The sequence below is a fragment of the Microcoleus sp. N9_A2 genome, from assembly GCF_036701775.1.
Taxonomy (GTDB): domain Bacteria; phylum Cyanobacteriota; class Cyanobacteriia; order Cyanobacteriales; family Microcoleaceae; genus Microcoleus.
Map to the genome: position 1 here is coordinate 58,475 of NZ_JAUBRH010000033.1, position 12,802 is coordinate 71,276.

The window sequence follows — 12,802 nt, forward strand, 5'->3', positions numbered from 1 at the left end:
TTAGACATCTCCCATAATTATTGTGGAACAGGCATCTTGCCTGTTCAAAACAGGCTTTTCTGGAGATGACTATTACATTAAAAAACGTTTGAAAGGAGCTTATAAATCAGGCGAAAAATAGCTGTTCCCGCGATCGCACCCAAAGCACCCAACCATCCCACAAACAACACACCAGTGATCGGAGAATTTGGATAAATCGCAAGTGCCGCCGTCTGCAAAGCCGGGAAAAACCACAGCAAAGCCAGAGTACCTGCGCCAATAATCAACATTTCAGTTTGTTCGATCGCCCTGCGGTACTGGCCGTAAATCAGACCCGCCACAATCATCCCCAACAATCCGATACTCAAGCCTGGAGACGGCAGCAAACTCGTCAGGGCGATCGCCAGCAACCCCCCCTCAAAACCCGTAAACGCAGCCCCTCCCAAAACCTCCCAAATCGAAAAAGCCCCTCTCTGCGAAGGTTGCAGATTTCCCCGAGGAGTCACAGGAACAGGCACAGGAGGCGGCAAAGGAGGTGGTAGCTGCACAGGAGGTAGGGGGGGCGGAGTCAGCACAGCAGGCGGCTGCACGACCACCATAGGCTGTTGAGAATTGTATTTCAGAGCCGCTTCCACCTCCGCAGCAGATTGATAGCGCTGGCTGGGAGCCGGCAACAACATTCGATCGAGAACCTGAGTCAAACGCGAACTTACCTGCACCCGCGACTGCCAATTCCACTCATTTCTATAACTATCAAACAACTCCGTCGGCTGCAAACCGCTCAGCAAAGTAATGCAAGTCACAGCCAAAGCATAAAAATCCGTTGCCGGATAAACTTCTTGCCCGCTCATCTGTTCTGGCGGAGCATAACCCAAAGAATAAATACCAGTCGAAGCTTTTGCACTCCCAACACTTTGTGTTACTTGTTTAACAGCCCCAAAATCTAATAAATAAAGCCGACCGTTTTTCCCCCGCATAATATTAGCAGGTTTAATATCCCGGTGAATCGAACCGCGAGAGTGCACAAAATCGAGAACCTTCAAAATTTCCCGCAGCACCTCCACCGTCTGGGTCTCGGAAAACTTGCCTTTAACAGCTAGTTCATCCTCCAAATTTTCACCGTCAATAAATTCTTGAACCAGATAGAAAAACTGATCGTTTTTTCCCGGCTGCAAACTCGGAACAGTCAGCTCAAAAAACGCCAACAAACTCGGAATTTGGGAATGTTCGTTTCCCAGTTCTTCCAGCACCGCCGCTTCTCGTTCAAACAGAGTTTGAGCGATTTTTAGCTGGGGCGGAGTTAGATTTACCGACGGCTGCAAAAGTTTAGCAACGCACTGCCGCATCGCCGGAGTATAGCGGTCTCTGGCTAAAAACGCCGCCCCAAAACCGCCTTGACCCAACAACCTCACGGGCAAATAGCGACCGCTCAAAATCAGGGGCATCCCGCAAGTCGTGCAAAACTTTTGCTGCACGGTTTTCAGCAGCGAACTGTCATCGAGGTCGGGAAAATAGTTTTGAGGGCGCGGGCAGCCCGGTCGGGTGCAGTAAACTTCCATTTTTGTTTGCTAAGAAGAGGGAAGAAGGAAGAGGGAAGAAGGAAAAGGGAAGAAGGAAAAGGGAAGAAGGAAGAAAAAGTGATGGTTAAACCAGATTTCGATTTTTCAACTAACCGCGAACTGCTAACTGCCAGCGACCTAAGAGATTAACTTCCCGCCGAGTTGGGAGTTCCTATTTCTATAAATCCCAAATCGAGGGCCGGAGGTTCTTTCTTCTCCGGGATGGTCGAATAAGTAGCAAACTGGGGCAAAATTTCATTGCTGAAAGCCTCTGCAGCTTTAGAACGGTAGCGGTTGGGGTTGCAAATCAGGGACAAAATGCGAGTTACCAAAACTTCATCCATTTGAGATTTGTGCAAAACGCCCATAAGCAGCTCTTTTTCGATCGCCGAAACCGACACAAAAGCAGCACCCAGCCCTGACTGAACGGCATTTTTAATAGCTTCGATCGAATTTAGTTCCATCTCGATTTTCAAGCGGCGCGTGTCAATGCCGCAGCGAGTCAGTACCTGATCGATTACTTTGCGGATAGTAGACTGCGAATCGAGGGATATAAACTGCAATTTGTAAAGGTCTTCTTTTTGGATACTTTCTTGTTGTACCATCGGGTGAGATGGAGGGAGAATCAGAGCCAGTTCGTCCTCAGCGTAAGGAACAATTTCTAAAGCTTCTACAAGTTCGGTAGGAATTTCTCCGCCAACAATTGCCAAATCGATTTGCCCGTTGGCCACACTCCACGCCGTGCGGCGAGTCGAGTGAACGTGAAGCTGTACTGCTACATCCGGGTACTTCTGCCGAAACATTCCGATCATCCGGGGCAGCAAATAGGTTCCTGTTGTTTGAGAAGCGCCGACGATCAAAGTACCGCCTTGGAGATTTTGCAAGTCTTCCAGAGCTCGACAAGTTTCCTGGCAAAGCGATAAAATTTTCTCGCCGTAACTCAGCAGCAGGTGTCCGGCTTCGGTCAGTTGCGCCCGCCGCCCCCCCCGGTCAAACAGCGGCACGTCCAACTGTCTCTCTAAGTTTTGCACCTGCAAGCTAACTGCTGGCTGGGATACATAGAGGCTGTCCGCGGCGCGTTTGAAGCTTCCTTCAGAGGCGATCGCCTTGAGAATGCGTAACTGGTCTAAAGTGAAAGGAAGGTCAGACATATATCTAAATTGTCAGTTGTCAGTTGTCAGTTGTCAGTTGACGGTTGACGGTTGACTGTAGGCAGCGAACAGCAAACAGCGAACAGTCAACAGCGAACAGTCAACAGCGAACAGCGAACAGTCAACAGTCAACAGCGAACAGTGAACAGTTAACTGACTGATAACCGCTGAATGCTCCCATAGATACTTTGTGACACAAATTGGCCGAGAATCAATAACTTTTCTTAATATTTGCAATGACGATCGACTTGGCGCTCGACTCCCACTTAGTTATTCTGGGCCTGTTACTGGTTTTTGCGATCGCCCACAGCGGTTTAGCAGCCCTCCGGCCCAAAGGTGAAAAGCTGATCGGGCCGAGACTTTACCGCGTTTTGTTTGCCCTTGTCAGTTTGCCGCTAGCCGTCATTCTGGTTGTCTACTTTTTCAACCACCGCTACGACGGCGTACAACTTTGGCAAGTACAGGGAGTACCCGGAGTTAAACCCGCCGTTTGGATACTTTCGGCAATTTCCTTTCTGTTTCTGTACCCAGCAACTTTCAACCTCCTAGAAATTGCCGCCGTCCAAAAGCCCCAAGTTCACCTCTACGAAACGGGCATCATTCGCATCACCCGTCACCCGCAAATGGTGGGACAGGTGATTTGGTGCGTGGCCCACACCCTGTGGATTGGCACTAGCTTTACCCTCGTCACTTCCATCGGTTTGGTACTTCACCACCTGTTTGGAGTGTGGCACGGCGACAGGCGACTTCAGGCTCGCTTTGGACAATCCTTTGAAATCATCAAATCTCGAACCTCAATAATTCCATTTTTGGCAATCCTACAAAAGCGTCAAACCCTTGATTTGCTTGAGTTCCTCCGCCCTTCCTACGTAGGTGTAGTCATTTTTACTGGTTTGCTTTGGGAAATTCATCCTTTTTTGATGCGTGTCACTAGGAACATATACTGGTAGCATGATCCCTAGGATAGAAAAAAATTATTAAATTTTGAGGGCTCATGGTGTTGTCGGTTAGCGAACGCACTTTTGCACAAGAGGTGTTTCAAGCCTCTACCCCCGTTTTAGTTCACTTTTCGGCTCCTTGGTGCGGTTTGTGCCGCGCGATCGACCCCACGCTTAAGACTTTTGAAGCACAGTGGGCAGAAAAAGTCAAGCTCGTAGGGGTGAATGCTGATCAATGTTTCAAGTTAGCCCACACTTATCGGCTGACAAGTCTGCCCACGCTGATTTTGTTTGAGGGCGATAAAGTTCGATTTAGATTGGAAGACTACCAAGGACGCGAGGAACTGCGGCGGACTCTGGATTCCTGGATGCTCGCGGCTCACGTAGCTTCCCCATCTCAACGGCTGCAACTTCAGGAAGTCGCCAACAGGTAAGGGTTCCAAGGCATTCGGCTTTTGTTTAGAAGGCCTTCGGCTTTTATGTCGGAAGCAGAAGGCATTCCCCATTTGTCCATCAACCATCCCACACAAAAATAAATCTCGCCGTCTTGAAGGTACAGGACTGTGAGATTTGTCGTAGAGTTTCCGTTTGCACCGGAATAATTTTCGGCGTGCAAGTGCGATCGTCTCACTCGTGATGAAAAAAGTAGTGCGATCGTCTCGCTCGCGATCGCACTCGGCTATAGCAATACTTAAAGAATTGGATCAAGTATTTTGGCCCAGTCGCGCAGGCGTGTGTCACAATTGTTTACAGTTTTGGCAATATCTAGTAGAAACTTTAAACTACCTATCAGTCATGGAACTGCTTTATCAATACGCTTGGCTGATTCCAGTCCTGCCACTGGCAGGCGCAATGCTAGTAGGTCTAGGCTTAATCACCTTTAACCAGGCAACCAACAAACTCCGACAAGCGAATGCGATATTAATCGTCTCCGCGCTCGGAGGGTCAATGGTACTCTCCTTCGCATTGCTGTGGAGTCAACTACAGGGCCACGCACCCTACACCCGCACTATTCAGTGGGCTTCTGCTGGCGACTTCTCGCTGAATATGGGCTATATTATCGACCCCCTGACGGCGGTAATGCTGGCGATCGTCACTACGGTCGCCTTTTTGGTGATGATTTACACCGACGGCTACATGGCTCACGATGACGGGTACGTGCGCTTTTACGCCTACCTGAGCATCTTCAGCGCGTCAATGTTGGGTCTGGTAATCAGCCCGAACATCGTTCAGATTTACATTTTTTGGGAACTCGTAGGTATGTGTTCGTACCTGCTAGTCGGATTTTGGTACGATCGCAAACCCGCAGCAGACGCTTGCCAAAAAGCCTTCGTCACCAACCGCGTCGGCGACTTCGGCCTACTGCTGGGCATCCTCGGCATTTACTGGGCCACCGGCAGCTTTGAATTTGAGGTGATGGGCGAACGCCTGCACTCCTTAGTCGAATCCGGGGCCCTTAGCGCGACTCTGGCGACAATCTTCGGCGTCCTCATATTTTTGGGGCCAGCAGCCAAATCTGCTCAATTCCCCCTCCACGTCTGGCTCCCAGACGCAATGGAAGGCCCGACACCGATTTCGGCCTTAATCCACGCCGCGACAATGGTAGCCGCCGGCGTATTCCTGATCGCTCGGATGTACCCGGTGTTTGAAGGACTGCCGGCCGTCATGAATTTGATTGCCTGTACTGGATGTTTTACGGCATTTATGGGTGCTTCGATCGCGATTACCCAAAATGACATCAAAAAAGGCTTAGCCTACTCCACCATCTCCCAACTCGGCTACATGGTGATGGCAATGGGCGTCGGCGCTTACAGTGCCGGACTTTTCCACTTGATGACACACGCTTACTTCAAAGCAATGCTGTTCCTGTGCTCGGGTTCAGTCATTCACGGTATGGAAGATGTCGTCGGCCACAACCCGGCTCTGGCTCAAGATATGCGAGTCATGGGCGGTTTGCGGAAATATATGCCGATTACCGCTTCTTGCTTTTTGATCGGCAATTTAGCAATCTGCGGAATTCCGCCGTTTGCTGGTTTTTGGTCAAAAGACGAAATCCTCGCCAGCGCCTTCGCAGCAAATCCCGCTCTGTGGGCTGTTAGCTGGTTGACGGCCGGGATGACCGCGTTTTATATGTTCCGGATGTATTTCAGCACCTTTGAGGGCGAATTCCGGGGCAATGACAGCGCCATCAAACAACAACTTCTGCAACCCGGTCTCGTTTTTGGCCCCGGAGCGATGAACGTTAAGGAATTGGCATCAACTGGCGACAGTCACGATGAGCACGACCATTTGCCTCACGAATCTCCTCTGACAATGGCTCTGCCGCTAGTGTTGCTGGCAGTACCTTCTGTGTTTATCGGTTTTCTCGGTACGCCGTTTGCTAATTATTTCGAGCAGTTTGTTCGCGCTCCAGGCGAGTCTCTCGAAGAAGTTTTGGAACACGCTGCTGAGTTCAATTTGACGGAATTTTTGATTATGGGGGGAAGCTCTGTAGGTATTGCTTTGCTGGGCATTACTTTGGCTTCTCTGATGTATTTGAGCCGGAAAATTGACGCAAGTGCGATCGCCCAAAAAATCAAACCGCTTTACGAGTTCTCCCTCAACAAGTGGTATCTCGACGATATCAACGAATTTCTCTTTGTCAAAGGCAGCCGCCGTTTAGCGCGGCAAGTCATGGAAGTGGATTTGCGAGTCGTCGATGGTGTGGTTAATTTGACAGGTTTTCTCGCCCTGGTTAGCGGCGAAGGATTGAAATACATTGAGAACGGTCGCGCTCAATTTTATGCCCTGATTGTGTTTGTCGCAGTTCTGGGTTTTGCGATCGTTTCGGGAGTCAGTTAAATCTGTAGGGAAATGGCATTGTCTATTAGTGTCAACCCACAGGTAAAACCGATAGTCCGACAGTCCGACAGGGAATGAATTCCCTGTCTCAAAGCTAAAGTCCTCTTAAGAGGACTGAAGAAGTCCTTAAACCTCTTATTGTGGAACAGGCATCTTGCCTGTTCAAGGCTGGCTTTTTTGGAGATATCTATTAGTCCTATTCAGAGGACTTTCGCTATTAGCCAGGGGTTTCAACCCCTGGCGGACTCGCCCAATTGCAGATCGTCGGCTTAAGTTGACACCAATGGGCAATGCCATTTCCCACCAGAAGATATTTTAAGAACGGGTATTAGCTCAAGAACTCACAATTGACAATTAGCAAATAGAAATAAATCTTTGATTAAACTTAACTGTTGCGATCGCATAAATTGTCCAAATAAGAGCAAAAAAAAATGTTCCGTCTAAAGAAAGTATAAAATTTAGGCTAAAATAGCCAAAATGTGTTTAAACCTAATAACTGACGGCTTATTTTAAAACGCAATGGATACAGCTAACTTTCCCTGGTTAACAACAACAATTCTGTTTCCCATTGCTGCGTCCTTGCTGATTCCTTTAATTCCCGATAAGGATGGCAAGACGGTGCGGTGGTATGCCCTAATTGTGGGTTTAATCGATTTTGCCCTACTTGTTTACGCTTTTTACACTCAGTACGACTTCAGCAATCCAGATTTGCAACTGGTAGAAAGCTATACTTGGGTGCAGCAACTCGATTTGAATTGGTCGGTGGGTGCTGACGGTTTATCGATGCCGCTGATTTTGCTGACTGGTTTTATTACTACTCTGGCTACTTTAGCTGCTTGGCCGGTCACATTTAAACCGAAGCTATTTTACTTTTTGATGCTGACAATGTACGGCGGCCAAATCGCAGTTTTTGCCGTGCAGGATATGTTGCTGTTTTTCCTAGTTTGGGAACTGGAATTAGTCCCGATTTACCTGATTTTGTCAATCTGGGGCGGCAAGAAGCGCCTCTACGCAGCAACTAAGTTTATCCTTTACACCGCAGGCGGTTCGCTATTTATTTTGCTGGGCGCGCTGACGATGGCGTTTTACGGCGATACGGTGACTTTCGATATGCGGGCGATCGCAGCTAAAGATTATGCCCCCACTGTAGAATTGCTCCTGTATACAGGTTTCTTAATAGCTTACGGCGTCAAACTGCCGATTTTTCCGCTGCACACTTGGCTCCCTGACGCTCACGGCGAAGCAACCGCACCCGCCCATATGTTGCTAGCAGGAATTCTGCTAAAAATGGGCGGCTATGCTTTACTGCGGATGAATGCGGGAATGCTCCCCGATGCTCACGCTACCTTCGCACCCATCTTGGTAATTTTGGGTGTGGTTAACATTGTTTACGCGGCCTTAACTTCTTTTGCTCAGCGCAATCTGAAGCGGAAAATTGCTTATTCTTCGATTTCGCACATGGGGTTTGTGCTGATTGGGATAGCTTCGTTTACGGATTTGGGAACTAGCGGTGCAATGCTGCAAATGGTTTCCCACGGTTTAATCGGGGCGAGTTTGTTCTTTATGGTGGGTTGCACTTACGATCGCACTCACACGCTCATGCTCGATGAAATGGGCGGTGTCGGGCAGAAAATGCGTAAGGTTTTTGCCATGTGGACTGCTTGTTCTATGGCTTCTTTGGCTTTGCCGGGAATGAGCGGTTTTGTAGCAGAATTGATGGTGTTTGTAGGTTTTGCAACCAGCGATGCTTACAATCCAGTCTTTAAGGTTTGCGTGGTATTTCTAGCTGCTGTCGGGGTGATTTTGACTCCGATTTACCTGCTGTCGATGCTGCGCGAGATTTTCTACGGGCCTGAGAATAAGGAATTGTCGGAGCACGAGGAATTGGTGGATGCGGAACCGCGAGAAGTGTTTATTATTGCGGCTCTGTTAGTGCCGATTATTGGCATTGGTTTGTATCCGAAAATTCTGACTCAGGTTTACGATGCGACTACTGTACAGTTGACTGCAAAGTTGCGCGATTCTGTGCCGTCGCTTGTGGCTAAGGCTGCTGCGGATAAAACTTTGTCTCTGCGTGCTCCGGCGATCGAGCCGAGCAAGTTGTGATTTAAACTGGATTTAGGAATAAAACCCCCCAATCACATTTTTAAACCGGTTTGGGGGTTTTCTATTTTTTTTTCGAGCGAGCTTCTAGGATGCTTATTTGCATAGAAAAGCTTGTGGTCAAAAAAGTAAACTCACCTATTACTGATATGGTTCAAAGAATTGTTGCAATTGGGGGTGGAGGATTTCTGATGGAGCAAGATAATCCTCTGCTAGATCAATACTTTCTGCAAAAAACAGAGAAATCCAACCCAAAAGTTTGTTTCATTCCAACTGCAACCGGCGATTCGGAAGCATTTTTATCATGCTTCTACTCAACGTTTGCTAAATACCGATGCGAACCCTCACACCTTGCCTTTTTTCGGAAGCCAGGAACACGGTCAATTCCACTTAATGAAATTGAGCAATATCTGTTGAATCAGGATGCAATTTATGTCGGTGGTGGCAACACTCGCGCTATGCTTGCTGTATGGCAGGAGTGGAATCTACAGGCGATTTTGAAAAAGGTATGGCATTCAGGCATCTTGCTGGGAGGAATGAGTGCTGGAGCATTGTGCTGGTTTGACTATGGCGGAAGTGACTCAACTTGGATTAATAAGCTCAGTCCACTTCGAGGCTTAGGGTTTCTCAGTGGGAGTTGTACACCACACTATGATAGTGAACTCAATCGAAGACCAGATTTGCATCAACTCCTAAAAAGTGGCGAAATTCCTTCTGGAATAGGAATTGATGATGGAGTAGCGATACTTTTCGAGGGGCAAGAAGTTATCGAAGTTGTTTCCTCCAGAGCAACAGCGAAAGCTTACCGAGTCAGTTTAGAGAATGGTCAAGTTGTTGAACAGGAGTTGATGGCAAGATATCTTGGATGACAGTGGCACAACAATTGTGTTGGAGCAGACTGGCATAGTTGGTCGGTCCTTGAGATCTAAAATTGAATTGGTTGACTCGAAACCCATATATACAGATTCTAAGGGTGAGATTTTGGGATTTGGTCGATCGTCCTTTTAGTTTCTAGCGTTTTCTGCGGAGAGTGCGATCTTCAGAAAGGGCGATCTAGCTGAGTAAGTGAGCTATCCTATCCATAATAGGATCAAAAGTTACAAAAAAGGGCAAATGTATGCAAACAATCCTTTTGAGTCGTGAAGAAGTCGCGCGTCGTGCGAAACATTTGTATGAGAGCACCATCCGCCAAAAAATTGAAATAGAAGAGAATATTGGCAAGATGGTCATCATTGACATTGAAACAGGTGACTATGAAGTTGATAAAACTGGGCTAAAAGCCGCACATAGTCTGAGGGCAAAGCATCTGTATGCTCGACTTTTTGGCATTCGTATTGGTTACAATGTGGCTGCCTCGTTTGGTGGTGTAATGGAGCGTGTCAACAAGTGATTTCTGGTATCATATTCATATTGATCGGATATATAGCTATTAGAGATTGCTCATGAAGATTAAAGCGATTATCTGGCAAGAAGATGGCGTATGGTGTGGCTCAGTTCCAGCACTTCCAGGTTGTCACACATGGGGAGAGAGTTATGAACAGTTGTTAGAGATGCTTGAAGATGCTGTTCAGGGTTGGCTGGAAGTCGCCAGCCAACAAAATGAACTTGCACCCGATAAACAGTTAATTGAGTTATCTCTATGAAATCTGTTTCTGGCAAAGCACTCTGTAAAATTGTTGAGCGATATGGTTGGGAGCTAAAAAGAATCACTGGTAGCCATCATATCTACGCAAAAGAGGAGGTTGCAGTTATTCTCTCTATTCCTGTACATAGCAATAGAGACTTACCTACTGGAACCTTAAGAAGTCTTCTCAAGGATGCTGGGATTACGGAGGAAGATTTGCAATAACAGCCTTCCATTCAATACGATCGCCCTTTTAGTCTTTACCCTTAATTGTTATTGTTTCTATACTTGCTAGAATAGAAGCGAATACTAAACAAACTGCAACTCATGCTAAAAACCATCGCAGGCATTTATCAGAATGGGCAGATTCAGCTAGCCTCGCTACCGCAAGATGTTAGCGATCGCTCTCAAGTTCTCGTCACCTTTCTCGATCCAAACAAAATCGATCCAATTAAACTGCGCCAATTGATCGATCAATTGGAAACAATTGCAGGTATTCAGCAAGGCTTCGAGGAACTTAACGCCGGACAGACTCGTCCCATCGAAAATTTTGTCCTAGAAATGCAGCAGAAATATGACATTTCAGGTTGAAATTACGTCGATTGCATCTTCTGAGATTGAGCAAACCTACCGCTGGTATCGGGAGCGAAATCCCGATTTTGCCGATCGCTGGTTTCGAGGCTTGATGAATGAAATCGCAACACTCCAAGAAAAACCTCGGCGCTGTAGTCTAGCAATTGAAAGCGAGATTTTTCCTGAAGAAGTTCGACAGTTGCTTTATGGTAAATCTAAAAACATTTACCGAGTCTTGTTTGCGATTCGAGATACTACGGTTTATGTGTTGTACGTCCGCCATAGTGCTCGATCGCCCTTAACCGCAGATGACTTGGATGAACTAGAAGGTGGAGTTGAGAATTTTTAGGAACAGATCGTGCCTCGATCGCAAAACCCAATACTTCAAAATTACCAGATTTGTCGATCGCCCTTTTAGTTTCTAGCGTTATTGTTCTGCGAAGATTGCTATTTTTGGCAAGGACGATCGCACTTTCGCAATTTGTGATTCACTCAACTTGCCAGAAAGAAGCGATAATAGATAAGATGCCATTTTGATTCTAAGAGTGTGCTAGCCATGACTGAGTTACTGGAGCGCGTGATCGCTAAGTTGAAAACCTTGCCTGCAAGTGAGCAAGATGCGATCGCCTCAATGATTTTGGAAGAACTTCAAGACGATCTAAGATGGGAGCGAGCATTTGCGAGTTCTCCCGATGCTCTTGCCAAACTTGCAGCGAATGCAATGGCTGAGTATCGCGCAGGTAAAACCCAAGAACTCGATCCAGAAACATTGTGAAGTCGCGTACTACAGCCGAATTTCGTAAATCTTTTGCTAATCTGCCAAAACAAGTTCAAGATCAGACACGCGAGGCATATCGCCAGTTCCAGGAAAACCCAAGTTATCCAAGTCTGCGTTTCAAAAAAGTGCATCCAGAGTTACCAATTTACTCTGCTCGAATCAGCAACAACTATCGAGCCGTTGGTCAGTTGGATGGAGATACTGTGATTTGGTTTTGGGTTGGTTCACACGCAGAGTACGACAGGTTGCTATCTCAGTTATAATGGTTATTTCATCTACTTTAGTTTAACTTTATGAGAACGTTCACTGCGGTTGTTGAGAAAGACCATGAAACTGCTTTTGAGCTTTATACTGAGGCCTTTGTATGTTGAACGTGACAGTTGACGAAATTCAGCGCGATCCTTCAAAGTATCTGCGTCAAGTGGAAGCAGGTGCAACTTTTGTTATCCTGCTTGCAGATAAGCCGATCGCCGAACTCAGACCTATTTCTAGCAGCAAGCAATTACGACCATTCGGTTTGTGTGCAGGCGAGTTTACCGTTCCAGATGATTTCGACGCTCCTTTGCCGGAAGATATCCTCAGTGCATTTGAAGGTAAATGAAGATTCTGCTAGATACGCACATCTTTTTATGGTTCATCAGTGGTGACAGTTATCAACAGATGTTCGAGATGCAATTCGCGATCCAGATAATGAGGTATATTTGAGTGCAGTTTCAGTCTGGGAAGCAATTGTCAAGTACCAGTTGGGTAAGTTACCTCTGCCGGAGCATCCCGAAACATATTTACCCAAACAGCGCGATCTTCATCAACTTGTCAGTCTTGCTCTTGATGAAAGTAGTGTAGCTCAACTGGCTAAACTGCCACCATTACATCGCGATCCATTTGACAGAATGCTTATCTGTCAAGCTTTACAGAATGGTATGACTATTGCGACAGTAGATGGGGCAATTCGTGCCTACTCGATCAGCGTTATGTAGTAGTTCACGCTTATTTGCCATCGCACAACTTCATGGCGCCATTCGCGATAGCAATACCCAATACTTGAAAATTACCAGTAGGTCGATCGCCCTTCAATTCGGTATTGCGTTAGCGAAGCCCTCGAAGAGGATCGCTCTCTGAGTTTCTAGCATTAAGTTTATTGGTGGGTGTTCTGCATCAAGTTGGATGGAGACATTTTTAGGGAGCATCCCATTAAGGAAGTAAGTATTTATACTTAGTTTAGAAACAGGTAAAATGTTAAAAAATCACACCTCAAG

General features: G+C 46.8%; 16 protein-coding genes. 14 read left to right on the top strand and 2 right to left on the bottom strand.

The genetic code is table 11. The features are described 5' to 3' along the window. Window positions 1-77: 77 nt before the first annotated feature. Window positions 78-1,538: a serine/threonine-protein kinase gene (locus QUA44_RS18855; protein ID WP_333253162.1), complete on the bottom strand. Its 1,461-nt coding sequence runs from the start codon at window positions 1,536-1,538 to the stop codon at window positions 78-80. A gap of 146 nt (window positions 1,539-1,684) precedes the next feature. Next, window positions 1,685-2,689: a LysR family transcriptional regulator gene (locus QUA44_RS18860; protein ID WP_333253159.1), complete on the bottom strand. Its 1,005-nt coding sequence runs from the start codon at window positions 2,687-2,689 to the stop codon at window positions 1,685-1,687. Between the two features lie 236 nt (window positions 2,690-2,925). Here QUA44_RS18860 and QUA44_RS18865 point away from each other — a divergent pair, with 236 nt between their 5' ends. From QUA44_RS18865 to QUA44_RS18925, 14 genes are all read left to right on the top strand, one after another. Continuing rightward, the gene (locus QUA44_RS18865; RefSeq protein ID WP_333253157.1) at window positions 2,926-3,639 is read left to right on the top strand and encodes an NnrU family protein; all 714 of its coding nucleotides are present in this window, start codon (window positions 2,926-2,928) and stop codon (window positions 3,637-3,639) included. Window positions 3,640-3,683: 44 nt separating this feature from the next. Next, window positions 3,684-4,061 carry a thioredoxin family protein gene (locus QUA44_RS18870; protein WP_006635621.1) on the top strand — a complete coding sequence of 126 codons (378 nt, stop codon included), beginning with the start codon at window positions 3,684-3,686 and terminating at the stop codon, window positions 4,059-4,061. A 361-nt stretch (window positions 4,062-4,422) separates the two neighbouring features. Further along, on the top strand, window positions 4,423-6,468 hold the full coding sequence (locus QUA44_RS18875; RefSeq protein ID WP_333253228.1) for an NAD(P)H-quinone oxidoreductase subunit 5: 2,046 nt from the start codon (window positions 4,423-4,425) through the stop codon (window positions 6,466-6,468). Between the two features lie 519 nt (window positions 6,469-6,987). Next, a complete protein-coding gene (gene ndhD1, locus QUA44_RS18880; protein WP_445243683.1) occupies window positions 6,988-8,574 on the top strand; it encodes a photosynthetic/respiratory NAD(P)H-quinone oxidoreductase subunit D1 in 1,587 nt (528 codons plus the stop codon). A gap of 89 nt (window positions 8,575-8,663) precedes the next feature. After that, a complete protein-coding gene (locus tag QUA44_RS18885; RefSeq protein ID WP_333309850.1) occupies window positions 8,664-9,440 on the top strand; it encodes a peptidase E in 777 nt (258 codons plus the stop codon). 248 nt (window positions 9,441-9,688) lie between these two features. Further along, a complete protein-coding gene (locus QUA44_RS18890) occupies window positions 9,689-9,961 on the top strand; it encodes a hypothetical protein (RefSeq protein ID WP_333253153.1) in 273 nt (90 codons plus the stop codon). 52 nt (window positions 9,962-10,013) lie between these two features. Beyond that, a complete protein-coding gene (locus QUA44_RS18895) occupies window positions 10,014-10,214 on the top strand; it encodes a type II toxin-antitoxin system HicB family antitoxin (protein ID WP_106146251.1) in 201 nt (66 codons plus the stop codon). Then, entirely contained in the window at window positions 10,211-10,420 is a 210-nt protein-coding gene (locus QUA44_RS18900; RefSeq protein ID WP_333253151.1) for a type II toxin-antitoxin system HicA family toxin, read from the top strand. Before QUA44_RS18895 ends, QUA44_RS18900 begins: the two co-directional genes overlap by 4 nt. Before the next feature lie 102 nt (window positions 10,421-10,522). Further along, window positions 10,523-10,786 carry a hypothetical protein gene (locus QUA44_RS18905; protein ID WP_106146246.1) on the top strand — a complete coding sequence of 88 codons (264 nt, stop codon included), beginning with the start codon at window positions 10,523-10,525 and terminating at the stop codon, window positions 10,784-10,786. After that, window positions 10,770-11,117: a type II toxin-antitoxin system RelE/ParE family toxin gene (locus QUA44_RS18910; RefSeq protein WP_106146244.1), complete on the top strand. Its 348-nt coding sequence runs from the start codon at window positions 10,770-10,772 to the stop codon at window positions 11,115-11,117. The genes QUA44_RS18905 and QUA44_RS18910 overlap by 17 nt, the downstream gene beginning before the upstream one ends. A gap of 207 nt (window positions 11,118-11,324) precedes the next feature. Continuing rightward, complete coding sequence (locus QUA44_RS18915) at window positions 11,325-11,543, top strand: hypothetical protein (protein WP_333253147.1); 219 nt, start codon at window positions 11,325-11,327, stop codon at window positions 11,541-11,543. Continuing rightward, the gene (locus QUA44_RS30750; protein WP_333253145.1) at window positions 11,540-11,809 is read left to right on the top strand and encodes a ParE family toxin-like protein; all 270 of its coding nucleotides are present in this window, start codon (window positions 11,540-11,542) and stop codon (window positions 11,807-11,809) included. The genes QUA44_RS18915 and QUA44_RS30750 overlap by 4 nt, the downstream gene beginning before the upstream one ends. A gap of 101 nt (window positions 11,810-11,910) precedes the next feature. Continuing rightward, entirely contained in the window at window positions 11,911-12,147 is a 237-nt protein-coding gene (locus QUA44_RS18920; protein WP_333091846.1) for a type II toxin-antitoxin system Phd/YefM family antitoxin, read from the top strand. A gap of 100 nt (window positions 12,148-12,247) precedes the next feature. Beyond that, complete coding sequence (locus QUA44_RS18925) at window positions 12,248-12,523, top strand: type II toxin-antitoxin system VapC family toxin (protein WP_333253143.1); 276 nt, start codon at window positions 12,248-12,250, stop codon at window positions 12,521-12,523. The last annotated feature ends 279 nt before the right edge of the window (window positions 12,524-12,802 follow it).